Origin of the sequence: Cloacibacterium normanense (assembly GCF_002943105.1) — a bacterium.
Lineage (GTDB): Bacteria > Bacteroidota > Bacteroidia > Flavobacteriales > Weeksellaceae > Cloacibacterium.
Genome location: NZ_PTPZ01000002.1, coordinates 168637 through 191870, shown reverse-complemented (window position 1 = coordinate 191870; position 23234 = coordinate 168637). Strand labels below are relative to the sequence as shown.

Annotated in this window: 22 protein-coding genes; 5 read left to right on the top strand and 17 right to left on the bottom strand. The window is 34.0% G+C overall.

All coding sequences use genetic code 11. The features are described 5' to 3' along the window. The first annotated feature begins 10 nt into the window (after window positions 1–10). A complete protein-coding gene (gene hemE / locus C3729_RS03895; RefSeq protein WP_104792957.1) occupies window positions 11–1036 on the top strand; it encodes a uroporphyrinogen decarboxylase in 1026 nt (341 codons plus the stop codon). Between the two features lie 53 nt (window positions 1037–1089). Here hemE and C3729_RS03890 read toward each other — a convergent pair whose 3' ends face one another. The 17 genes from C3729_RS03890 to mraZ all read right to left on the bottom strand — a co-directional run bounded on the left by C3729_RS03890 (window position 1090) and on the right by mraZ (window position 20538). Further along, window positions 1090–1722, bottom strand: coding sequence for a nitroreductase family protein (locus tag C3729_RS03890; RefSeq protein ID WP_104792956.1), 633 nt, complete (start codon window positions 1720–1722; stop codon window positions 1090–1092). Between the two features lie 105 nt (window positions 1723–1827). Beyond that, a complete protein-coding gene (locus C3729_RS03885) occupies window positions 1828–3342 on the bottom strand; it encodes a GH3 auxin-responsive promoter family protein (protein ID WP_104792955.1) in 1515 nt (504 codons plus the stop codon). 101 nt (window positions 3343–3443) lie between these two features. Further along, entirely contained in the window at window positions 3444–3854 is a 411-nt protein-coding gene (locus tag C3729_RS03880; RefSeq protein WP_069797407.1) for a BrxA/BrxB family bacilliredoxin, read from the bottom strand. A gap of 192 nt (window positions 3855–4046) precedes the next feature. Further along, on the bottom strand, window positions 4047–4493 hold the full coding sequence (locus tag C3729_RS03875) for a GatB/YqeY domain-containing protein (RefSeq protein WP_069797405.1): 447 nt from the start codon (window positions 4491–4493) through the stop codon (window positions 4047–4049). Between the two features lie 22 nt (window positions 4494–4515). After that, window positions 4516–6435: a cell division protein FtsZ gene (ftsZ, locus tag C3729_RS03870; RefSeq protein WP_104792954.1), complete on the bottom strand. Its 1920-nt coding sequence runs from the start codon at window positions 6433–6435 to the stop codon at window positions 4516–4518. A gap of 52 nt (window positions 6436–6487) precedes the next feature. Next, window positions 6488–7843 (bottom strand): cell division protein FtsA, encoded by a 1356-nt coding sequence (gene ftsA / locus C3729_RS03865; protein ID WP_104792953.1) that lies wholly within the window; start codon window positions 7841–7843, stop codon window positions 6488–6490. Window positions 7844–7862: 19 nt separating this feature from the next. Further along, window positions 7863–8684, bottom strand: coding sequence for a cell division protein FtsQ/DivIB (locus C3729_RS03860; RefSeq protein ID WP_104793212.1), 822 nt, complete (start codon window positions 8682–8684; stop codon window positions 7863–7865). Window positions 8685–8710: 26 nt separating this feature from the next. Further along, window positions 8711–10063, bottom strand: coding sequence for a UDP-N-acetylmuramate--L-alanine ligase (murC, locus tag C3729_RS03855; protein WP_104792952.1), 1353 nt, complete (start codon window positions 10061–10063; stop codon window positions 8711–8713). A 60-nt stretch (window positions 10064–10123) separates the two neighbouring features. After that, window positions 10124–11230: an undecaprenyldiphospho-muramoylpentapeptide beta-N-acetylglucosaminyltransferase gene (murG, locus tag C3729_RS03850; protein WP_104792951.1), complete on the bottom strand. Its 1107-nt coding sequence runs from the start codon at window positions 11228–11230 to the stop codon at window positions 10124–10126. A gap of 36 nt (window positions 11231–11266) precedes the next feature. Further along, a complete protein-coding gene (locus C3729_RS03845) occupies window positions 11267–12496 on the bottom strand; it encodes an FtsW/RodA/SpoVE family cell cycle protein (protein ID WP_104792950.1) in 1230 nt (409 codons plus the stop codon). Window positions 12497–12555: 59 nt separating this feature from the next. After that, window positions 12556–13887, bottom strand: coding sequence for a UDP-N-acetylmuramoyl-L-alanine--D-glutamate ligase (murD, locus tag C3729_RS03840; RefSeq protein WP_104793211.1), 1332 nt, complete (start codon window positions 13885–13887; stop codon window positions 12556–12558). A gap of 92 nt (window positions 13888–13979) precedes the next feature. Beyond that, the gene (gene mraY / locus C3729_RS03835; protein WP_104792949.1) at window positions 13980–15218 is read right to left on the bottom strand and encodes a phospho-N-acetylmuramoyl-pentapeptide-transferase; all 1239 of its coding nucleotides are present in this window, start codon (window positions 15216–15218) and stop codon (window positions 13980–13982) included. A gap of 69 nt (window positions 15219–15287) precedes the next feature. Next, window positions 15288–16748, bottom strand: coding sequence for a UDP-N-acetylmuramoyl-L-alanyl-D-glutamate--2,6-diaminopimelate ligase (locus C3729_RS03830; protein WP_104792948.1), 1461 nt, complete (start codon window positions 16746–16748; stop codon window positions 15288–15290). 1 nt (window position 16749) lies between these two features. Continuing rightward, window positions 16750–18765, bottom strand: a complete 2016-nt coding sequence (locus tag C3729_RS03825) for a penicillin-binding transpeptidase domain-containing protein (protein WP_104792947.1) — start codon at window positions 18763–18765, stop codon at window positions 16750–16752. Further along, window positions 18752–19120, bottom strand: a complete 369-nt coding sequence (locus tag C3729_RS03820) for an FtsL-like putative cell division protein (protein WP_104792946.1) — start codon at window positions 19118–19120, stop codon at window positions 18752–18754. The genes C3729_RS03825 and C3729_RS03820 overlap by 14 nt, the downstream gene beginning before the upstream one ends. A gap of 19 nt (window positions 19121–19139) precedes the next feature. Next, window positions 19140–20033: a 16S rRNA (cytosine(1402)-N(4))-methyltransferase RsmH gene (gene rsmH, locus C3729_RS03815; RefSeq protein WP_104792945.1), complete on the bottom strand. Its 894-nt coding sequence runs from the start codon at window positions 20031–20033 to the stop codon at window positions 19140–19142. A gap of 40 nt (window positions 20034–20073) precedes the next feature. Continuing rightward, window positions 20074–20538 (bottom strand): division/cell wall cluster transcriptional repressor MraZ, encoded by a 465-nt coding sequence (gene mraZ / locus C3729_RS03810; RefSeq protein WP_104792944.1) that lies wholly within the window; start codon window positions 20536–20538, stop codon window positions 20074–20076. 245 nt (window positions 20539–20783) lie between these two features. On the opposite strand from mraZ, the gene C3729_RS03805 reads away from it, so the two are divergent. The 4 genes from C3729_RS03805 to C3729_RS03790 are packed head-to-tail and all read left to right on the top strand — an operon-like array spanning window position 20784 to window position 23187. After that, window positions 20784–21545 carry an alpha/beta fold hydrolase gene (locus C3729_RS03805; RefSeq protein ID WP_104792943.1) on the top strand — a complete coding sequence of 254 codons (762 nt, stop codon included), beginning with the start codon at window positions 20784–20786 and terminating at the stop codon, window positions 21543–21545. Window positions 21546–21597: 52 nt separating this feature from the next. Next, window positions 21598–22218 carry a ribosome biogenesis GTP-binding protein YihA/YsxC gene (gene yihA / locus C3729_RS03800; protein ID WP_104792942.1) on the top strand — a complete coding sequence of 207 codons (621 nt, stop codon included), beginning with the start codon at window positions 21598–21600 and terminating at the stop codon, window positions 22216–22218. Window positions 22219–22220: 2 nt separating this feature from the next. Next, window positions 22221–22736 (top strand): hypothetical protein, encoded by a 516-nt coding sequence (locus C3729_RS03795; RefSeq protein WP_104792941.1) that lies wholly within the window; start codon window positions 22221–22223, stop codon window positions 22734–22736. Further along, window positions 22729–23187, top strand: coding sequence for a GNAT family N-acetyltransferase (locus C3729_RS03790; RefSeq protein WP_104792940.1), 459 nt, complete (start codon window positions 22729–22731; stop codon window positions 23185–23187). Before C3729_RS03795 ends, C3729_RS03790 begins: the two co-directional genes overlap by 8 nt. Window positions 23188–23234: the final 47 nt, after the last annotated feature.

Here is a 23234-nt window from a genome sequence, read left to right as displayed (position 1 = left end):
AACAAGAAAAATGATAAAAAACGACCTATATTTAAGAGCATTACGAGGCGAAACTGTAGAAAGGCCACCAGTTTGGATGATGAGACAAGCAGGAAGATATTTGCCAGAATTCATCGCACTTCGTGACCAATATGATTTCTTCACGCGTTGTCAAACTCCAGAATTGGCAGCAGAAATTACTGTTCAACCGATTAGAAGATTTCCGCTAGATGCAGCGATTTTATTTTCTGATATTTTGGTAGTTCCGCAAGCGATGGGAATTGATTTCAAAATGAAAGAATCAGTTGGACCATGGTTAGACACACCAATAAGAACTTTAGAACAAGTACAAAATCTGCAAGTAGAAGGAGCAGAAGAAAATCTGAAATATGTTTATGATGCGATTGACATCACTTTACAGAAATTAGAAAACGAAATTCCTTTGATTGGTTTTGCTGGTTCACCTTGGACTTTGCTTTGCTACTGTGTTGAAGGAAAAGGTTCTAAATCTTTTGATATTGCAAAATCATTTTGCTTTACTCAACCAGAAGCTGCACATTTGCTTTTACAAAAAATTACAGATGTAACCATCGCTTATTTAAAGAGAAAAGTACAAAGCGGAGTTTCTGCGGTACAGATTTTTGATTCTTGGGGTGGAATGCTTTCTCCTGAAGATTATCAAGAGTTTTCTTGGAAATACATTAACCAAATTGTAGAAGCTTTAGCTCCAGAAGCTCACGTTGTAGTTTTTGCGAAAGGTTGTTGGTATGCTTTAGAAGAAATGACGAAATCCAAAGTTTCTGCTCTTGGTGTAGATTGGTCGATTACACCAGAATTGGCAAGAAAATTTACCAATAATTCTATAACCCTTCAAGGGAATTTTGATCCTGCAAGATTACATTCTTCGCCAGAAGTGATTAGAAAAATGGTTCATGAAATGATTGATAGATTTGGCAAAGATAAATACATTACTAATCTAGGTCACGGAATTTTACCTAATGTTCCTTTAGAAAACGCCGAAGCTTTTATTAGAGCGGTAGTAGAATGGAAAGTTTAAAATCCTTCTTTATATCAACTAAAAATCCTCAGAATTTTCTGAGGATTTTTGTATTATTTCACTTCTGTGATAAATTTATCTTTTGGTTTTCTTACTTTTTCAAGTTTTTCTAACCAGTCTTTTTCAGTGTCTCTGTAACCAAGAGGTAAAAGTAAAACACTTCTTAATCCTTTTTCTCTTAAACCAAGAATTTCGTCTACTTTTTCTGGGCTGAAACCTTCCATTGGAGTAGCATCTACGCCTTCGAAAGCGGCAGCAATAATCGCAGCGCCAAATGCAATGTACGCTTGTTTTGCAGTGTGTACGAAGTTTTCTTCTGCAGATTTAGGAACGTAAGCGTTCAATAAAAATTGTCTGTAGTTTTCCCAACCATCATTGGTGAACCCTCTTACTTCGTTCGTTAAATCAAACATATAGTTGATTCTTTCTGCAGTGTAAGTATCCCAAGCTGCGAAAACCAAAACATGAGAAGCATCTGCAACTTGCGGTTGATTACTTGCGGCTTCTCTCAATTGATTTTTAACCTCTTGATTAGACACCACGAAAATTTCGAAAGGCTGTAAACCACTAGAAGTAGGAGCAAGACGTGCTGCTTCTAAAATTCTTTCTAATTTTTCATCACTTACTTTTTCTCCGTTCATCGCTTTTGCAGCGTATCTCCACTTTAATTTATCTAATAATTCCATTTTATAAAAAATTTTTACAAAGATAAGTTATGATGAGCGGTTTTGTCATTGATTTATGTTAAGAAAAGCATAGAAAAAATAAACCGTTCTATTTTTTGAACGGTTTTATTTATTCAGCTCTAAAAGTGGATCTATGTATTCTCTGTCGTTGCTCAATCGTGGCACTTTGTTTTGTCCGCCCAGTTTTCCTCTAGATTCCATCCATTGATAGAAAAGTTTTTCTTTTGCCGTGTGAATAATTGGCGGATTCAGCGTCATGTTGAGGTAACGCTTCGCTTCGTAATCTGAATTGATAGATTTCAAAGTATCATCAAAAATTTTAGAAAATGCCTCAAAATTATTCGGATGTTTGGCAAATTCAATCAACCATTCATGCGCTCCAGATTTTCCTTCGCTCATAAAAACAGGCGCTCCTGTATAATCTAAAACGTGAGCTTCTGTAGCATCACAGGCTTTTTTAAGCGCAGTTTCTACATTGTCTATCATTAATTCTTCGCCAAAAGCATTGATGTAATGTTTGGTTCTGCCAGAAATCTGAATTCGATGCGGAGAAAGAGATGTAAATTTTACGGTATCACCGATTAAGTAACGCCAAAGTCCACCATTGGTAGAAATAACCACTGCATAATTTTTGCCGAGTTCTACTTCTTCCAAAGGAATCGCTTGAAGATTATTGCGGTCAAATTTATCCATCGGAATAAATTCGTAGAAAATTCCGTAATCTAGCATCAGAAGCATTTCGTCACTACCACTTCTGTCTTGAATCCCGAAGAAACCTTCAGAAGCGTTGTAAATTTCGTAGTAATTAATGTCTTTGCCGATGATTTTTTTATATTGTTCTCTGTACGGTTTAAAACTTATTCCACCGTGGAAAAACACTTCTAAATTTGGGAAAATGTCAGAAATATTGCCTTTTCCTGTTTCGGTTAAAATTCTTTGAAGCAAAACCATCATCCAACTTGGAACACCGGTTAAACTTCCTACATCTTGATTTTTAACTTCCGAAACGATGGCTTTCAGTTTGGTTTCCCACTCTGACATGAGGGAAGTTTTTTTGCTGGGAACCGTGGTAATTTCTACCCAAAAAGGAAGATTTTCTATCAAAATAGCAGATAAATCACCGAACTTAGTATTGAAACTTTCGTACAATTCTGCACTTCCGCCTAATCTTAAATTTTTATTGAGAAATAATTGATTATCAGGATGATTGTTTGCATAAATGGAAATTAAATCCTTTCCTGCTTTGTAATGGCACTCTTCTAAACTTTCGTCTGAAATAGGAATGAATTTGCTTTTGGCATTGGTCGTTCCAGAAGATTTCGCAAACTGACGAATAACTCCTGGCCAAGAAATATCTTTTTGACCTTGTCTTGCTTTTTCAATGTAAGGCTCGAACTCTTCATAGTTTACGATAGGAACTTGTTGCTGAAAATCTCGGTAAGAAGAAATGTCTTTGAACCCGAATTTTTTGCCGTATTCTGTTTCTTCTGCATGAAAAAGTTGAGAAAATAAAACTCCGTTTTGAGTTTCAATAGGATGTTTCATAAAATTCTGAATTTGGTCTATTCTTTGTCGAATAAACCAGTTTACAGCCATATTGAAGAGAGCTTTTGTTGCCATTGCTCAAATTTAATAAATTTTTTGAGAATTTTGTAATTTGAATGCAACAAAAATCCGCTCTAAAAATTTAGAACGGATTGAGGATTATTTTAGAGAAAATTTTAGCAAAATTCTTCGTAAGCTGCTTGTAAATTCGCCGCAATAGCACCTGCAGGATTTCCTTCGATGTGGTGTCTTTCTAACATGTGAACCAATTCGCCATCTTTGAAAAGCGCAACACAAGGTGAACTTGGTGGGAATGGCGCAAAATGTTTTCTAGCCTCTGCTACCGCTTCTGTGTCAAAACCTGCAAAAACAGTAGTCAAATGGTCTGGTTTTTTATCGCCAGTTAAAGAATAAATAACGCCTGGTCTTGCTGCTCCTGCTGCGCAACCACAAACAGAATTTACCATAACTAGGGTAGTTCCCGGTTGTTTAAGTGCGTCATTTACTTGTTCTGCTGAGGTAAGGTCTTGGAAACCTTTATCTGTGAGTTCTGCCTTCATTGGCATTACTAAATCTGCTGGATACATAATATATATTTTATTTAATGATTAGAAAATTCAAGATTTTGTAGTGCAAATTTATAATTAAAATTTGGAAAATTCTATTTAATTCTATTATCAAAAATATGCCAAAAATCTATTAAGACAAAATGACTCCTTTTTAATTCAAAAAGCCGATGAAAAATTCATCGGCTCTTTATCGTTAATATGAAAATTTAATTATGATAATAGTTTTTTCACCATTTCAGAGATGGATTTTCCATCTGATTTTCCTGCTAAAGTTTTAGAAGCAGTTCCCATAACTTTTCCTAAGTCTTTTAGAGATTCTGCGCCTACTTCGGTAATGATTTTTTTAATTTCTGCTTCTAATTCTTCCGCAGAAAGTTGAGCAGGTAAAAATTGTTCAATCACTTTCATTTGTGCCAATTCTACCTCTGCTAAATCATTTCTATTTTGAGCAACAAACTGTTCGTAAGAATCTTTTCTTTGCTTAATCATTCTTTGGAGAATGGCAATTTCCTGTTCTGCAGAAACATCAGCTCCTTTTGCTTCAGTTTTGAGCAAGAGAATTTGAGATTTTACGGCTCTTAGAGAGTCAAGAGCAACTTTGTCTTTTTCTCTCATTGCGGTTTTAATCGCTTCGTTTATGGTAAGTTCTAAACTCATTTTTTTCTAAATTTTAAAAATTTTAATCTACGTCTTTGTTTAAAAACTTGTTTTCTCTAAGTTGTACTCTTCCGTTGTTTTCAGAAAGGAAACTAGAAATTTGCTGTTGAGAAGCATTTTCGTGACCTATATTGATGTTTTTTCTTCTGAAAGCAGGAATGTTTTCGAATTCATTTTCGTTTTCTATCGTCTGATAACGAGAGTTGAACTCTTTTAATTTATCTCTTCTTGCCTGAACTTTTTCTGTAGCAGTATTTTTTTCGATAAATTTAAATTCCTCTTCAATTTTAGTTTCTGTAAAAGTGATTTTTTCTTCTGTGTGATTTTCAAAAACGGTTTTTACTTCTTCTATTTCTTCTGCAATCTTGAAGGTAAACTCAATTGGTTTTTCTTCAACTAAAGTTTTCGTTTCTGCTTTTGGTCTATACGTTTCCACAGTTTTTTCCTCTACAATGAAAGAAATTTCTTCTTTGGTTTCTTCCAAAGAAAGTTTCACATTTTCTACTTTTTGTCCAGCATCAAACTGAGTTTCTTCAATAATAGTTGTTTTCTTTTCTTCTGTTTCAAAAGTGAAAGATTGAGATTCTAAAACGTCTTCATCATCAAATGAAAATAATTCTAAAACATTATTTTCTTGTTCTTCTACTTCAAAAGTTTGATGACTGCTTTCGATGCTTAAACTTTCGTCTTCAAAAAATCTAAGTTCTTCTATTCTTTCTTCCAATACTGCCGCTTGTGTTTCTGCAAATTGATTTACAGAATTACTAGGGAAGTCTGGAGTACTGTTGTCATGAGAATCATCTAAGAAAAACATGCTTTTTGATGAATTTTGCATTGGATTTTCTTGAGATTTTTCAGAAGAAGTTCTGCCAAATGGAGATTCTCTCTTCACTTTTGGAGAAGAAGGAGTGTCTTCTAATGTATATCTAATTTTTTCGGTTGGACCTGCATATTTTTGATCATCCGCTGCAAAACCAGTAGCAATAACCAATACGCTGATAGAATCTCCCAATTCTGCATCTGTTCCTACACCGAAAATAATATCTGCAGTGTTTCCTGCTTCGCGCTGAATGTGGTCATTAATTAAGCCGATTTCATCCATAGTAGCTTCTTCGTTTCCACTTCTGATGAGGAGAAGAACGTTTTTAGCTCCTGTGATTTTATTATCATTCAATAATGGAGAATCGAGTGCTTTTTTCACGGCTTCTTCAGCTTTGTTTTCCCCAGAAGCAGTTCCTGTAGACATGAGAGCGGTTCCTGAATTTTGTAAAACTGAACGCGCATCACGGAAGTCTATATTTACATCGAAATAACCAGTAATCACTTCTGCCATACCTTTAGCAGCATTGGCTAACACTTCATCTGCCTTAGCAAAACCAGATTTGAAACCAAGGTTACCAAACTGTTGACGAAGTTTATCGTTATTAATAACAATTAAGGAATCTACATTATTGCGAAGTTTTTCTAAACCATTTTCGGCTTGTTCTAGTCTTCTTTTTCCTTCAAAACTAAAAGGAACGGTAACAATACCAATGGTTAAAATTCCCATTTCTTTGGCAATTTTTGCAATAACAGGAGCAGCACCAGTACCAGTTCCGCCACCCATTCCTGCGGTAATGAAAACCATTTTGGTATTATGACCTAGAACAGCTTTGATTTCATCAATACTTTCTAAGGCAGATTTTTCTCCAACTTCTGGATCTGCTCCAGCTCCTAAACCTTCTGTAATGGCAGCTCCTAACTGAACTTTTGTAGAAATTGGGTTATTATCTAGTGTTTGTGCATCGGTGTTACAAATGATAAAATCTACTCCATGAATTCCTTTCTCGTACATGTGTTTCAACGCATTGTTACCTCCACCACCTACACCAATCACTTTTATGATAGATGAATTTCCTTTTGGTAAATCGAATGAAAACCCTGTATTTAATGTATTTTCCATATATTTTCGATGTATAAAAGTTACTTACTTATTTTAGTATTATTCGTTTTAATTATTCTACTTCTTCGAAGAATTTTTTTACTTTTTCAAGTATGGATTGTCCAAAAGTAGGTTTGTTCTTCTTCACTTCCTCTATGTGTTGTGTAATTTCTTGCTCCTCAGTTTTTACTTCTTCTACTGTATTTTCTGTTTGAGGAACTTCAATTACTTTTGGTTCTTCTACAGGTTTTTCTACAGGTTTTTTATCATGAATTTTTAAACTTTCCATCAATAAACCAATTGAAGTAGCAAATTCTGGAGATTTTAGATATTGGTTTTTGTCATTGGCAATATATTCATTAGCGAAACCAATTCTCGCATCAAATCCTGTTACATAGTTGGCCAACTGACGAAGGTTTTTAAGATTAGAACCGCCACCTGTTAACACAATTCCTGCGATGAGTTTGCGTTTTTGTTCATAAGCTCCATACGCTTTTAATTCTGTATTTACCATTTCGAGAATTTCTTCCACTCTCGCATTGATAATACTTGCCAAAGATTTTAGAGAAATTTCTTTGTCTGGTCTTCCGTGTAAACCAGGAATGGTAACAAACGTAGAGTCTTTTTCTAAATCTGGAACGGCAGACCCGAATTTTACTTTCAGTTGCTCTGCATGTTTTTCTATAATAGAACAGCCTTCTTTAATATCATCTGTAATAATTCCGCCACCATAAGGAATAACGCAAGTGTGGCGAATGATGTTATCTTTAAAAATAGCAATATCTGTAGTACCACCACCGATGTCTACGATGGCAACTCCTGCTTCTTTTTCTTCAGTAGTAAGAACAGCTTCTGAAGAGGCAAGAGGTTCTAGAGTAAGCGCTTCCATTTCTAAACCAGCTTCGCGAACGCAACGTGCGATATTTCTGATGCTTCCCATTTGACCCACGACTACATGGAAATTTGCTTCCAGACGTTTTCCGTGCATACCGATTGGTTCTTGGATTTCGCCTTCAGAATCTACTTTGTACTCTTGTGGAAGCACGTGAATGATTTCTTCACCAGGAAGCATGACCAGTTTTTTTACTTGGTCTTTTAAGATTTCTATATCTTCATCTGTGATATATTTATCTGGGTTTTCTCTCATGATGTAATCTGAGTGTTGCAGACTACGAATGTGTTTGCCTGCGATACCTACGGTTACTCTATGAATAGGAACTCCTGAAGATTTTTCTGCTTCTGAAATAGCAGCTTTGATAGAGCTTATTGTTTGAGAAATATTATTCACAATTCCTTTGTGAACGCCCAAACTTTTAGCTTTACCTACGCCTAAAACTTCAATTTTTCCGTGGGCATTTTTTCTGCCTACAATGGCAACAATTTTCGTGGTACCAATGTCTAAACCTACTGAATAATCATGTGTTTCCATATATTGCTGTTCTCTTTTTTTAATTAGTTGTTTTTTCTTCGGTTTTTTGTGTTCCTGTTACGGTGTTTATTGGGGTTTGTTCATTTGTTTGTAAACTGTCTTCTTCGGGTTTATAACCAGAATTAAGAGTGGTTACGATTTGGTTATCATATTTCACAGAAATTTTAGAATATTTTTCTGGAGCTTGATAGACCAAATATTTTTCTACAAATGTTTTAAAACCTTTTACTTTAAAATCTATTCTATCTAAATCACCGATTTCTACTTTATAATTTCCATCTCTGGTTGCAAGATTGAAGTTTCCGTTTTCTTTTGTAATGCCTACAAAGAAATTTTTGCAGAAACTGTCTTTGTTTATTTTTTCTATTAACTCAATGAGTTTTTTATACTCTTTCTTCTTCACATCGCCAGAAACGAGCATGCAAGGATGAGAGTATGTTTTAGAAATTGGGAATTCTATTCCTTTTTTGTCTACATAAAATCCTTTTCCGCCATTATTTAATCTAAAAACGGGAACTCTTTGTTTGATGTCTACATTCAGTTTTCCATTTAAATTCAAATAAACGTTTGCGCTATCTACAGCAGGCAATTCGTTTAATTTTTTTTCTAAACTCGGGATATCTACATCACCCACTTTTTTTGTGGTATTATATCTTTCTACAATCGTTCTAATGTCTTTTTCGTCTACAAAATAAACAGGAGAGGAGCTATCATTTAATTTTACGATGATAGATTGCTCATCAATTTTTCGGTCATTGAATCTCTTTAAAGAGAAGCTCAATAGAAATCCGAAGATGACTACTGTGACAAAAATTTTGAGAATTCTCCACTTGTTTTTCATAAACTTACTTCCGAGTTTTTCTAATTTTAATTTTTCAATGTACCAATCCAATTCATAATTGGGTCATACAAAGTGTCTATGTTTCCTGCACCTACAGTAAGCAAAATGTCAAAATCTTTTTCTTTGATTTTGTCAAAAGCTTCGCTTAAACTGCACACTTCTTTTTTCTCTAACTGTACTTTTTCTAGCAACCAATCAGATGTTACACCTTCAAAATCTTTCTGCAATTCTCTTGCAGGATAAATGTCTAATAATAACAATTCATCTGCTGCAGCTAAGCTTTCCGCAAAACCATCTGCAAAATCTCTGGTTCTGCTGAATAAATGTGGCTGAAACGCTACCAACAGTTTTTTATTTGGGTTAAAAGTTCTAATGGAACCAATTACCGCATTCAGTTCTGTAGGGTGGTGCGCATAATCATCTACATAAATCTTTCCGTTTTCAAAAGTATGTTTGGTATAACGTCTTTTAATTCCTTTAAAGCTAGAAATCCCTTCTTGAATTGCCGAAAAATCTGCTCCCAAATTGTGCAAAACAGCAATCGCAGCTGTTGCATTTTCTACATTATGCGTTCCCGGAATTTGCCATGCAAATTCTATGGTTTGTTCGTCGGCATGAAAATCAAACATCATCCAACCATCAATAATTCTAAGGTTATCAGAATAATAATCAGCTTCTTCATTCACTGCATACGTTTTACAAGGTCTGCCAATATTTACACCTTTTCTCACGAAAAGTTGGTCGTTTTCTGGCACTAAATCTGCAAAATCTCTAAATCCTTGTTCTATGGTTTCTGTATCTCCATAAATATCAAGATGGTCTGCATCAATAGAAGTAATAATTGCCCAATCTGGTGAAAGATTAAGGAAACTTCTGTCATACTCATCTGCTTCTAAAACAGACATTTCTGTTCCGTTAAAGATGAAATTTGACTTATAATTTTCTGCAATTCCACCTAAAAATCCTGAAAATGGAAGATTCGCCACTTTGCAAAGATGTGCTACCAAACTTGAAGTAGTTGTTTTGCCATGCGTTCCAGCTACTGCGATACAATTGGTATCTTCGGTAATCATGCCGAGAACTTTTGCGCGTTTTAAAATTTCAAAACCATTTTCATTGAAATAATCTAAAATTCCTAAAACTTTAATCGCAGGTGTATAAATCACTAATGTTTCTTCTTTCTTCAAAGACGAAATTTTCTCATCTACCACATCTTCAAAAGTGATAGAAATTCCTTCCTTCTGAAGCTCTGTAGTGAGTTTGGTTTCGGTTTTATCATAACCCAAAACATTTTTCCCAGCAGCATGGAAATATCTTGCCAAAGCAGACATCCCGATTCCACCGATTCCTACGAAGTAAAAGTTTTGATAGTTTTTCATAATTTCTTGTATAATGTACTATTTACAAAGTACCATGTATTTTAAATTACATTTTACTTTTTAAAATTGTACAGTTTTAAAAATTTCATCTACAATTTCTTCTGTCGCTTTTTGTTTTGCAAAAAAGTCTAAATTTTGAGACATTTCTTTTCTCAAAGATTCATTTTCACAAATTTCTGAAAGCGTGTTCCAGAATTTCTCTTTCATTTCAGTGTCTTTCACCATTTTAGCAGCGTTTTTGTCTACCAAAGTCTGAGCGTTTTTGGTTTGATGATCTTCTGCTGCAAACGGAAAAGGAACCAGCAAAACTGGCTTTTTAGCAATGGCTAATTCAGAAATCGCAATCGCTCCAGCTCTAGAAACAATAACATCTGCCGCAGAATAAGCCATTTCCATGTTTTTAATAAATTCTACAATTTGTATGTTTCTGCTGTGAATGTCTTTCGTTTCTTCTAAAATATTTTTATAATCTAGTTTACCCGTTTGCCAAATGAGTTGGTAATCTTTTTCTAAAACATTGTTGAGGTTTTCTTTCCAGCCGTTGTTCAAAGTTCTAGAACCTAAAGAACCGCCTACTGAAAGTATCGTTAATTTTCCTTTTTCTAAACCTAATTTTTCTTTGGCTAAATCGCTGTCAATGATATCAGTAATAATGTTTTTTCTGATAGGATTTCCTAAAAATAATGTTTTCGTTCCGTGGAAGAATTTTTCCATATTTGGATAGGCGGTGAAAACAGTTTTTGCCTTTTTAGCATTGAAAATATTGGTTTTCCCAGGAAGAGAATTCTGCTCTTGAATAAAAGTAGGGATTCCCATTCTCGCAGCGATGAATAAAGCGGGACCGCTTGCAAAACCACCTGTTCCTACCGCAAAATCTGGTTGGAATTCTTTGATGATTTTTCTAGCTTTCAATAAACTAGAAATCACTTTAAATGGTAAATTAACATTAGCCAAAAGATTACCTCTGTCAAAGCCAGCAATATTCAATCCTACAATTTTGAAGCCAGCTTGAGGAACTTTTTCCATCTCCATTTTTCCATTGGCACCCATGAACAAAAATTCTGCATCAGGAAAACGTTTTTGTATTTCCTGCGCAATGGCAACAGCAGGAAAGATGTGACCACCAGTTCCACCACCACTCATTAAAACTTTTAATTTTTTGCTCATTTCTTTATCATTTTTTTGACAAGTCGAGACTTGTCACTACGCTATATCATTAATTTCTTCTACATTCTGTTTTTTGCCCATTCCTTCTTCTTCGAAGGTGAGAATTCTTGAACTTACATTCAGAATAATTCCTAATTGAAGATAAGTTACGAGCATTGATGTTCCACCGTAACTTATTAAAGGCAAAGGCTGTCCTGTTACAGGAATTAAATTCACCGCAACTGCAATATTTACTGCCAGTTGCACGAAAATCATAATTCCTAAACTCAGCACCAATAAACTCCCGAAAAATGCTCGCATTTTACTGGCAATCATCACTATTCTAATCATCATAATCATGTATAAAGTGATGAGTGCGAATGCTCCAAAAAAACCATATTCTTCTACAATAATGGCGAAAATAAAATCCGAAGCAGACTGTGGAAGCATCTGTTTCAATGCAGATTTTCCTGGTCCCATTCCTGTAATTCCGCCATGAACTATGGCTGCTTTTGCTTGGTTGACTTGGTAATTTTTTGCTTTTACAGTTTCGTCTTCTACATTGGCATTTTTCTTAGAATTGGCAAAAGTTTCTATTCTACTTACCCAAGTATGAACACGATTGCTGCCAATTAAATCTGTTTTTAAAGCCAAAAACAAGAAAATTCCCACAAAAAGTCCTGAAATTCCTAAAAATCCTAAAATGTATTTTGCGGAAAGTTGACCAACTAACATTACTGCTAATGAAACCATTAGAATCATCAAAGCAGTAGAACCATTATCTTTGGCAACCAATCCGAAAACCAATAAAACTGGTCCGAAAATGTAAAATATGTTCTCTATTGGAAGTCTTTCTCTTTTAATTTTTTTAGTTAAATATCTGCACAAATAGATAATTAACATGAGGTATGCAAAACTTGAAGGCTGAAAAGAAATAGGAGTTCCAGGGATTTTTAACCAACGAGAAGCAGACGCTCCGTCGATTTTTTGTCCTGTAAACATGGTTACAAATAGTAAAATCACCATAATTCCGAGAAGGATACTGCTCAGTTTTCCGATGTGTTCGTATTTTACAGTTCCTACAGCTCTCATAATGGCTAAACCTAAGAAAACAAAAAACATATGCTTGATAACGTGTCCCGTAGTTGTACCATTCTGCACAATGTATTCTAGGTTAGAACTTGCAGAATATACAGGGAACACGGAAAAGAAGGAGATTAAAATAATCACCATCCAAAGCACTTTGTCGCCTTTTAAAAGTTCAAATTTGTTTTCTTGTTGTTCCATTCTTTATTTCATAGGGTTGAAATCCTATTTTATTTCTTATCGCCACTTCGTGGCTTTTTTTAATTATTTTTTAAAACTTCTTCTTTAAATAATTGTCCTCTGTGTTCATAGTTATTGAATAAATCAAAACTTGCACAACAAGGAGAAAGTAAAACGGTATCGCCTTTTTCTGCTAAAGATTTTGCAGTTTTCACAGCTTCTTCCATGCTAGAAGTATCTACGATAATGTCTTTTTTGTCTTTGAAAAATTCTATGATTTTAGAATTATCTAATCCAAGACAAACAATCGCTTTTACTTTTCTTTTTACTAAATCTTCTATTTCTGTATAATCATTTCCTTTGTCTGTTCCACCAACAATCCAAACCGTTGGTGTTTTCATGCTTTCTAAAGCATAGTAGGTAGCGTTTACATTGGTTGCTTTAGAATCGTTAATGAATTTTACACCATTAATTTCGGCTACACCTTCTAATCTGTGTTCTACCGCTTGGAAAGTCATCAAAGAATTTCTAATGCTTTCGTTGCTGATATTCAATAATTTACCAGCGATAGAGGCGGCTAAACTATTCGCAACATTATGCGTTCCCATCAATGATAAATCTTCAATTTTCATAGAAAATTCATCGCGAAGTTTTACCACAATTTTTTCTTCTTCTGTAAAACCACCTTCTTCTAATTTTTCCTTCATAGAGAAAGGAATTTGCTTCACTCGCAAATCTAATTCTTGAAGCAGTTTTTGACTCATTTCATCGTCTTTATTATAGATGAAATAATTGTCGTTTTCTTGGTTTTCGGCAATTCTAAATTTTGCCAAAGCATATTCTTCGTAGTTGTAATTGTATTGGTCAAGATGATCTGGACTCAAATTCAACAATAAAGAAATGTAAGGTCTAAAATTCTGAATATCATCTAATTGGAAGCTGCTAACTTCCAATACATAATAATCAAAATTCTCTTGCGCAACTTGCATTGCGAAACTTTTGCCGATGTTTCCGCCCAAACCTACATTCAAATTGTCATTTTTCAGAATGTGATAAATGAGCGATGTAGTAGTGGTTTTCCCATTACTTCCTGTGATGGCGATGATTTTGGCATTGGTAAATTCTGCACCGAATTCTATCTCCGAAGAAAGTCTGATTCCTTTCGCTTTGATTTTTTGAACCATTTCAGCTTTTTTAGGAACACCTGGAGATTTTATAACCCAGTCAGCAGCAAGAATTCTTTCTTCATCGTGGTTTTTTTCTTCAAACTCGATACCGTTTTCTACCAAAACTTTTTTGTAATTCTCTTTAATTTCGCCTTTGTCTGAAAGAAAAACTTCCAAACCTTTAGTTTTAGCCAAAATTGCAGCGCCCACTCCACTTTCTCCTCCTCCTAGAATTACGACTTTCATTTTTTCCATTTCGATTTTTATTTCAAACCTTTTTATTTTGTTGGATTAAAAACCAACGTTCTCATATCTTTTGTTCCTTTGGAACTTAATTTTTATCTAATTTTCAGTGTTATTAAACAGATGATTGCCAACATAACTCCTATGATAATCATTCTGTTAACAATTTTGCTTTCATGGAAACCACTTTTCTGATAATGGTGATGAAGTGGAGACATTTTAAACAATCTGTTGTTCTGAGCGTACTCTAATCCGTACTTTTTCTTTCTGTATTTAAAAACCGCTACTTGCAGCATTACTGAAAGATTTTCTATTAAGAAAATTCCACATAAAACTGGAATCAATAATTCTTTTCTTAAGATAATTGCCAAAACTGCAATTACACCTCCTAACATTAAACTACCAGTGTCGCCCATGAAAACTTGAGCTGGATAAGTGTTGTACCAGAAAAATCCTATGGTTGCTCCAATTAGAGCCACTGCGAAAATGGTGGTTTCTCCCATGTTCGGAAGGAACATAATGTTCAGATAATCAGCGAAAATGATGTTTCCTGAGAGGTAGGCAAAAAATGCAAGGGTTCCTAAAATTACTACACTCGTTCCTGCAGCAAGTCCATCAATTCCGTCTGTAATATTGGCTCCATTAGAAACAGCTGTTACAATGAAAATTACCAGTGGAATAAAAATAATCCAAGCCCATTCTTCTTGCGAAGCTTCGTCCATCCAGAAAAGAATTTTACTGTAGTCAAATTCATTATTTTTCATAAATGGAACGGTAGAAATGGTTTCTCTTTCGGCTGGAGCGAAGTTTTGAGAAACGCTTGTTCTATTGATTTCGTGAGCATCAGCATATTTTCTTTTGATGGTAATGTCGGGATGAAAATACATGGTAACTCCTACGATTAAACCTAAACCAACTTGTCCTATAATTTTAAATATTCCGCTTAAACCGTCTTTATTTTTCTTTATTTTTTTGAGATAATCGTCTATAAAACCGATGGCGCCCATCCAAAGCATAGAAACTATTAACAGAAGAACATAAATATTAAATTTTGTAAATAAAAGAACAGGAATAATGGTGGCAAAAATGATGATTAAACCTCCCATAGTTGGTGTACCTTCTTTTTGTTTTTGTCCTTCTAACCCGAGATCTCTTACCAATTCTCCCATCTGTTTGTTGCGCAGATAATTGATGATTTTTTTACCATAAACCAGAGCAATCAACAGTGACAAAAGCACAGCAAAAGCCGCTCTGAAAGAGATGTATTTCAGTAAGTTTAATCCAGGAATGTGAATTCCGTGATTGGTAAGATATTCGTATAGATAGTACAACATATTTTCTAATTTTAGATTTTAGATTTCGGATTTTAGATGTTTTAATACAAGAAAAATCTTCATCAAAAATTATTTACTCATCAATTTATATAGTTCTATAATCGTCTCTTTGTCATCGAAATGATGTCTCACTCCATTGATTTCCTGATATGTTTCGTGACCTTTTCCTGCAACGAGAACAATATCTTTAGGTTCGGCAAATTTTATTGCCATCTTTATCGCTTCTCTTCTGTCTGGAATAGAAGTGTATTTGCTGAAATTCTGCGGTTCTACACCTGCTTCAATTTCTTTGATAATATCTTGAGGATTTTCAGTTCTCGGATTGTCTGTGGTAATGATGGCCAAAGTAGATTTTCTGGTTGCAATTTTCCCCATTTCTGGTCTTTTTGCGTGATCTCTATCTCCACCACAACCGAAAACGGTGATTAATCTTTCGTTTTTGGTTCTGATTTCGTTGATGGAATCTAAAACATTTTCCAAAGCATCTGGAGTGTGAGCATAATCTACGATGAAGAAAATTCCGCCATCAGATTTTATGGTTTCAAATCTTCCGTTCACTCTTTTTAGAGTTGAAATCGCTTGTAAAACTTCTTCTTCATTAAATCCTAATTCTACCGCAATTGCAAAAGCCAAAAGCAAATTATAAACATTGAATTTCCCAGTTAAAGTCGTCCAGAATTCTTTTCCGTTGAAATTAAGAAGCATTCCATTGAAGTCTACTTCTAATATTTTTCCGTGATAATCTGCCAAAGTTTTCAAAGCGTAATCTTTCTTTTTCGCTTTGGTGTTTTGTAGCATTACATCGCCATTTTTATCATCAGCATTGGTAATCGCTACTGCAGTTTCTGGTAATTCGTCAAAGAATCTTTTTTTAGTTTTCAGATATTCATCAAACGTTTTATGATAATCAAGATGATCATGCGTAAGATTGGTAAAACCAGCCACAGTAAAGTGTAAACCTTCAATTCTGTCTTGGTGAATTCCGTGAGAAGAAACTTCCATAAAAGCATATTCGCAACCGCTTTCTACAGCTTTTGCCAACATTTGGTTCAATCGGATTACATCTGGAGTGGTGTGAGTTGAAGGAATAATTTCATCACTAATTCTGTATTCTACGGTAGAAATCAGCGCACTTTGATAACCTAAATTTTTGAAAATATCAAAAAGTAGAGTAGAAGCGGTGGTTTTTCCGTTGGTTCCTGTAATCCCGATTAATTTCAGATTTTCTGAAGGATTTCCATAAAAGTTAGCAGCGAGTTTGCCTAAAGTTTTAGATGAATTTTTAACTTGAATATAATTAATTCCATCAATTAAATTTTCTGGAAAAACTTCGCAAACAATGGTTTTTGCTCCCTTTTCGATTGCCGAAGAAATATAAGAATGTCCGTCTGAAACTGTCCCTTTTACAGCAATATAGAGCGAACCTTCGGTAACTTTTCTGCTATCGAATACAATTTCTGAAACTTCCGAACTGAGATTTCCAAAAGTTTCTAAAACTGGGATTTTATGTAATAATTCTGATAAAATCATTTTAATTCTGTAATTCCAAATAAATTCTTTGGTTTTTATTAATGACAGTTCCAGCCATTGGGAACTGATTTTTTATTTTCCCAACACCTTTATAATCAACTCGGTAACCTTGGTTTTCTAATTGTGGAATAATGTTTTTCCCCATTAAACCTTTTAGATTAGGCAGAACTCCGTTTTTCACATTTACCTTTACATTGGGTTCTAGCATTTTATTAAGGTTCACCTTTTTATCAACTAAAAGCTCTTTTTCTACATTAAGTGGTGTTTTAAGGAACACTTTTCCTGCAATTTCTTTAAAAACTGGCGCCGAAACTACTGAACCATAATATCCTTTTGAAGTATTCGGCTGGTTCACCATCACAATACAAGTGTATTTAGGATTATCTGCTGGGAAAAATCCTGCAAAACTTGCTTGATATTTTGTTGGTCCTGGTTTCCAATATTCAAATCTTGCGGTTCCAGTTTTTCCTGCCAATTTGATATTTGGCGTAAAAATACTTTTTGCGGTTCCTTTTTCTACCGCTTTGGTAAGCATCGCCGTCATTAGATTAATCGCCTCAGTTGAAGCCATTTTGTCCACCAAAACTTGAGGTTCCGCTTCGTAAGAAGTTTTACCATCTTTCATGATTTTTTCTATGAAAAGTGGTTTCACCATTTTTCCTTTATTGGCAATTCCGTTATAGAATGTAGTGAGCTGTAATAAATTGAGGCTCACACTATAACCATATCCTAGAGAAGCCAATGTAGCTTTATTCCATCTTTTATTTTCTGGCGTTACAATTGAAGGTTTGGTAACACCTGGAAGTTCGATTTCTAATTTTTCAAAAAGTTTCCATCTTTTTAGATGCTTTAAGAAAACATCTGGTTTATCTGCGTAATGCTGTGTGATGATTTTAGCTGCACCAATGTTACTTGATTGTGCTAAAATATCACTGATGTCATACGTTCCACCTGCGTGAGAATCTGTAATTTTTTGACTGTAATAAGTCCAAGAAATTCCACCAATGTTTATTTTGGTATTTTCATCTATGAAACCATCGTCCATTGCAGCCAAAAGCGAAACCGTCTTAAATGTAGAACCCGGTTCTGTAGCATCTTTCAGTGCATAATTGTAAGCATCTATATAATTTCCTTCTTCATTTCTTCTAAGGTTTACCATAGCTCTTACTTTTCCTGTAGCGGTTTCCATCACGAGAACAGAACCATGATCTGCTTCGAAATGTAGCAGTTGTTTTTCTAAAGCAGAATGAGCAATATCTTGAATTCTTAAATCTATTGTGGTGTAAACATCTTGACCATCAATTGGGTCTTGAACTTTCCAGTAATCAATTGGTTTCCACTGAGATGAATTGATTCTTTGCTCTAGCCTTTTGCCATCAGTACCAGTAAGATATTTAGAAAAAGCACCTTCTAATCCAGATTTTCCAATCTCGTTATCCATTCCTATGGTTCCTGCACCAATTTGAGCTGTTGCTAGTTCTCTTCGGAATTTTCTATCGATAATGAGACATCTATTTTTCTTAAATTTCCCTGTTTTTTTATCTTTTTTACTGAAAATTGGGAATTTTTTAATTCTGTCATACTGGTCAAAATCTAAACCTCTAACCAATGAAAAATATTGATTTTTCTTCTTTTTTTGTTCGTCAAATATTTTTCGGTAATGAACTCTAGGTTTACCAAACATTTGGCTTAATGAATCAGTCAATGCGCCAATATTATTGTCGTAAACAGAATCCTTGATGGTCTTAAAATCGATATACGCATCGTATCTCATTACGGTGGTTGCTAAAATAGAACCATCCGATGCAAAAAGGTTTCCACGAGCTGCTTTTAAAGTGGCTTCTCTGTAATTTTTACTGATATAATTGTCTTCAAATTCTTCTACATTGGTATTTTGTAGAAAAAGAATTCTCGCCAAAAACATAATAAATACGATGAAAGCTACCCCTGCAAAAAGGTAACCCCATTTTAACGCTTTGCCGCGTTTGATATCATATTCATTACTATTTATCGCCATTTTCTAAACTGTCTACTTTTATTAAAAGTTTATGTGGATGATTTTCTAAAGACATTAGAGAATCTCCTTCCATTTCTTTGCTTAGCTCACTTTCCATTCTTACTTTTATCAATCTGCTCTGTGCGTAAGCATTTCTAGATTTATATTCTTCTGCTTGTTCTTTGAGTAGGTTTACGGTTTCTATTTTTTTGTTGACCAAGTGATTGCTGTAAATCATAATCATCAACAAGGAAAAGATGAGTAAAAAATATTTGTAATGAACTTTTACTTCATCACGGTTTAAGAAGTTTCCCTTCATGATATCCATGAAAGTAAGTTTCTTTGGTTTTTTATTATATGTTACTCTTTTTGCCACAGACTTTGTCTGATTTTAATTATATTTTTATTCCCACTCGCATTTTTGCGCTTCTTGCTCTAGAATTTTCTTCTATTTCTTCTTCTGTTGGAATGATGGCTTTGCTTTTTAACAATTCAAAAGCTTTAGCATAATTTCCATAAATATCTCGTTCTGGTTCTCCTTCGAACATTCCGTTTTTTAGGAATCGTTTTACCAATCTGTCTTCTAAAGAATGATAAGAAATCACGACTAATCTCCCTTCTTTTTTCAAGATTTTAAAAGATTGTAGCAACATTTCTTTTAAAACTTCTAGCTCCTGGTTTACCTCTATTCTAATCGCTTGGAATAACTGTGCAAAAAATTTATTCTGCTTAAACTGAGGAATATAACTAAAGACTTTTTTCAAATCTTCGGTGGTTACAATTTCCTTAGTTTTCCTAGCATGAACAATTTCTCTCGCTAGTTTTCTGGCTTCTCTTATCTCGCCATAGTAGTAGAAAATATCGGCCAAATGTTCTTCTTCATATTCATTCACAACTTTTCTCGCGTCAAGATGTTGCATCACGTTCATTCTCATGTCTAGAGGAGCATCACTTCTGGTAGAAAAACCACGTTCTGCAGCATCAAACTGATGAGAAGAAACGCCTAAATCTCCTAAAATTCCGTCTACTTCAGTTACACCGTGCATCAAAAGAGAATTTTCTAAAAATCTAAAATTCTGATTGATTAATGTAAATCTTTCATCATCAATAGAATTGTTAAGCGCGTCTAAATCTTGGTCAAAACTGTATAGTTTTCCTTTGCTGGAAAGTCTTTTTAATATTTCACGAGAATGCCCGCCTCCTCCGAAAGTTACATCTACGTAAACTCCATCAGGATTAGTGATGAGAGCGTCTATACTTTCCTTTAATAATACAGGATTGTGATACATTCTATTAGATTTAAAAAATTATAAAATTGAGGTGTAGAGATTATTCTTCGTCAAAATTGATTTCGCCCATCACCTCTTCGGTTAGTTTCCCGAAATCAACTTCGTTGGTAGCAATTACTTTTTCATACGCTTCTTTGTCCCAAATTTCAAACAGTTCACCCGCTCCTGAAATCACGATTTCTTTATGAAGATTGGCAAATTGTTTCAAATCTTTTGGAATAAGAATCCTCTCAGAAGAATCCAGCTCTACGTTTTTTACACCGGCGGTAAACATTCTGATGAAATCTGCATTCTTTTTCACGAAACGGTTCAGTCCGTTTATCTTTTTCATCAGTTTTTCCCAAGGCTGCATCGGGTAAACTTCTAAGCAATTCTGAAACACAGCACGCTTAATTACAAAGTTCTTATCCTCAGAACTTTGCAATAGTTTTACTAATGACGAAGGAAGCTTTATTCTGCCTTTGTCATCAATCTTGCATTCATATGTTTCGTAGAAATGAATCATTTGGAGCAAATTTATTTATTATTTTCTAAAATTTCCCACTTTTTCCCACTTTTTAACTTAATGTTGATAACTTTTTACCAGTAGAGCTTTATGTAGCTAACTTGTTGATTAATAAAATGTTAATAAATGAGTGTGATATGAGGGTAGATGTATGCCCAATTGACATACTTTAAATGAAATTAACATAACAAAAACCGGTCAAAATTCTATTTTTTTTGTATTTTTGCGTTTGACAGATACGTTATATGATTTTTAATACCAAAAAGGAGAAGAAATATACATTTATAGAAAGCGGAGAAGGTCATCCTATGGTACTTCTACATGGATTGATGGGAGGCTTAAGTAATTTTGATAAAATGATTACTTATTTCTCAGAAAGAGGCTATAAAGTTTATGTTCCGCAACTTCCTATTTATGATTTGCCAGTGCTGAATACTAATCTTACCAGCATCGCAAAATATGTAGCAAGATTTATAAAAGATAAAATAGGACAACCCGTAACTTTAGTGGGGAATTCTATGGGTGGTCATATTGGCCTTATTCTAACATTAGCTAATCCAGAGTTAGTGCATTCTTTAGTTTTAACAGGAAGTTCTGGTTTGTACGAAAAAAGTTTTGGAGAAACTTTCCCAAGAAGAGGAGACAGAGACTATATCAAAAAGAAAACAGAAGAAGTTTTCTTTGACCCGAAAGTAGCTACAGATGAATTAGTAGACGAGGTTTTCTCGGTGGTAAATGATAGAATGAAAGGCATTAAAACAGTGCTTTTAGCGAAAAGTGCCATCAAGCATAACATGCTCCATGATTTGCCAAAAATAAAACAACCAACTTGTATTATTTGGGGAAAACAAGACGGAGTAACTCCACCAGATGTAGCAGAAGAAATGGATAGGCAAATTCCTAATTCAGACTTGTTCTGGTTAGATGAATGCGGTCACGCTGCGATGATGGAAAAACCAGAAGAATTTAATGAAATTCTTTATAACTGGTTAAAAGATAAAATTTAGAATTAAGAAGAAAAAATAATGATGGAAGTTGAAAAGCTTCCATTTTTTGAATATGATAGTAAAGACTGTAAACTTTGTAAAATCTAGTGGGAAATGGCAAGAATGCCCAGAACCTACGATTCCTGAATATGCTTTTATTGGGAGAAGTAACGTGGGGAAATCTTCGTTAATCAATGCCATTATGAATCATAAAGATTTGGCAAAAACCTCTCAAACTCCTGGTAAAACACAATTGATTAATCATTTTTTGGTGAATGAAAATTGGTATCTTACTGATTTACCTGGCTATGGTTATGCTAAGGTTTCTAAAAGTTTGAGAAAAGATTTTGAAAAACTCATCACCAATTATATTCTGAATAGAAAAAATTTGGTAAACCTTTTTGTTTTAGTTGATATAAGACATACTCCTCAAAAAATAGATTTAGAATTTATGGAATGGTGCGGAGAAAATGGAGTGCCGTTTTCTATCGTTTTTACCAAGCAGGATAAACTAAAACCTGGAGCTGCAGACAGAAATGTAGAAGTATATAAAACCAAACTTCTAGAAACTTGGGAAGATTTACCAGATATTTATATTACTTCTGCTGAAAAGAAAATGGGTGGTGATGAAATTCTGAAATTTATTGAAAAAACCAATGCTTATTTGGTTAAAAATAAAGTGAAGTTCGTGTAGTTATGTCAACAAAGTTTTATAAAATTTTTGTTTATAGTTTTTTGTTTATTTTTCTATTAATTGTTTCTATATCATATTATTTCATCATTAATTCGGAAAAAATTAAATATGATTCAAGTTTAGCAGATCATAAATTTTTAAACCAAAGAAGCACGGAAATAATTTTTGAAGATGAGGAAAAAGTAAATTATGATGTTGTTTTTTTTGATTTTTGTAAAGTTTTAAAGAATAATGACCACTCATATTATTTTATTATAGGAAAAGAAGATAAACCCTTTAATGGATTTTCACTGTTCACCTTGAAGCATAAATTTTCTAAAATAAAATATTATTTTCCAAACAATAAAAAATATTATAAAGTTGACCTGGAAGAATTAACAATTAGTAAGCCTTATTTAAAAATTGGAGATTCGATATTTGGAAAATTAAAAGTTGAAATCGAGCCACAATATATTGGTGCAAATAAAAAATATAAAGGAACTATTTTTTTCAAAACAGTTGTAAAGAGATATGAGTGATGTTTTTAATATAACATGGAAAATAAAATCATTCGAAGAGTTATCTATTCATGAATTGTATGAGATATTGAAAGTGAGACAAGAGGTTTTCGTGGTAGAGCAAACTTGTTATTACTTAGATGCAGATGGTTATGACCAGAAAGCGCTTCATCTTTTTGCAGAAAAAGAAGGAAAAGTGGTTGCGTATTGTAGGATTTTTCCTGAAGGTGTAAAATATCCAGAAACTTCCATCGGAAGAGTTCTTACCCATCCTGATTTTAGAAATTTAAAATTAGGAAAAACTCTTATCAAATTTGCTTTAGAAGCTATAAAAACTAGATTTAACAACACTGAATGTAGAATTTCTGCACAAGATTATCTCATTAAATTTTATAGTGATTTTGGGTTTCAAGACACTGGGAAAAAATATCTGGAAGATGATATTCCACATACAGAAATGGCGAGAAAATAATTCTCGCCATTCATGTTTTCGCTTGTGTTTTCTTCTTTGATTTTAAA

What these genes read in the sequence shown, in the direction of transcription:
- hemE (WP_104792957.1), top strand. Translation starts at nt 11, where the DNA reads ATGATAAAAAACGACCTATATTTAAGAGCATTACGAGGCGAAACTGTA.
- C3729_RS03890 (WP_104792956.1), bottom strand. Translation starts at nt 1,722, where the DNA reads ATGGAATTATTAGATAAATTAAAGTGGAGATACGCTGCAAAAGCGATG.
- C3729_RS03885 (WP_104792955.1), bottom strand. Translation starts at nt 3,342, where the DNA reads ATGGCAACAAAAGCTCTCTTCAATATGGCTGTAAACTGGTTTATTCGA.
- C3729_RS03880 (WP_069797407.1), bottom strand. Translation starts at nt 3,854, where the DNA reads ATGTATCCAGCAGATTTAGTAATGCCAATGAAGGCAGAACTCACAGAT.
- C3729_RS03875 (WP_069797405.1), bottom strand. Translation starts at nt 4,493, where the DNA reads ATGAGTTTAGAACTTACCATAAACGAAGCGATTAAAACCGCAATGAGA.
- ftsZ (WP_104792954.1), bottom strand. Translation starts at nt 6,435, where the DNA reads ATGGAAAATACATTAAATACAGGGTTTTCATTCGATTTACCAAAAGGA.
- ftsA (WP_104792953.1), bottom strand. Translation starts at nt 7,843, where the DNA reads ATGGAAACACATGATTATTCAGTAGGTTTAGACATTGGTACCACGAAA.
- C3729_RS03860 (WP_104793212.1), bottom strand. Translation starts at nt 8,684, where the DNA reads ATGAAAAACAAGTGGAGAATTCTCAAAATTTTTGTCACAGTAGTCATC.
- murC (WP_104792952.1), bottom strand. Translation starts at nt 10,063, where the DNA reads ATGAAAAACTATCAAAACTTTTACTTCGTAGGAATCGGTGGAATCGGG.
- murG (WP_104792951.1), bottom strand. Translation starts at nt 11,230, where the DNA reads ATGAGCAAAAAATTAAAAGTTTTAATGAGTGGTGGTGGAACTGGTGGT.
- C3729_RS03845 (WP_104792950.1), bottom strand. Translation starts at nt 12,496, where the DNA reads ATGGAACAACAAGAAAACAAATTTGAACTTTTAAAAGGCGACAAAGTG.
- murD (WP_104793211.1), bottom strand. Translation starts at nt 13,887, where the DNA reads ATGAAAGTCGTAATTCTAGGAGGAGGAGAAAGTGGAGTGGGCGCTGCA.
- mraY (WP_104792949.1), bottom strand. Translation starts at nt 15,218, where the DNA reads ATGTTGTACTATCTATACGAATATCTTACCAATCACGGAATTCACATT.
- C3729_RS03830 (WP_104792948.1), bottom strand. Translation starts at nt 16,748, where the DNA reads ATGATTTTATCAGAATTATTACATAAAATCCCAGTTTTAGAAACTTTT.
- C3729_RS03825 (WP_104792947.1), bottom strand. Translation starts at nt 18,765, where the DNA reads ATGGCGATAAATAGTAATGAATATGATATCAAACGCGGCAAAGCGTTA.
- rsmH (WP_104792945.1), bottom strand. Translation starts at nt 20,033, where the DNA reads ATGTATCACAATCCTGTATTATTAAAGGAAAGTATAGACGCTCTCATC.
- mraZ (WP_104792944.1), bottom strand. Translation starts at nt 20,538, where the DNA reads ATGATTCATTTCTACGAAACATATGAATGCAAGATTGATGACAAAGGC.
- C3729_RS03805 (WP_104792943.1), top strand. Translation starts at nt 20,784, where the DNA reads ATGATTTTTAATACCAAAAAGGAGAAGAAATATACATTTATAGAAAGC.
- yihA (WP_104792942.1), top strand. Translation starts at nt 21,598, where the DNA reads ATGATAGTAAAGACTGTAAACTTTGTAAAATCTAGTGGGAAATGGCAA.
- C3729_RS03795 (WP_104792941.1), top strand. Translation starts at nt 22,221, where the DNA reads ATGTCAACAAAGTTTTATAAAATTTTTGTTTATAGTTTTTTGTTTATT.
- C3729_RS03790 (WP_104792940.1), top strand. Translation starts at nt 22,729, where the DNA reads ATGAGTGATGTTTTTAATATAACATGGAAAATAAAATCATTCGAAGAG.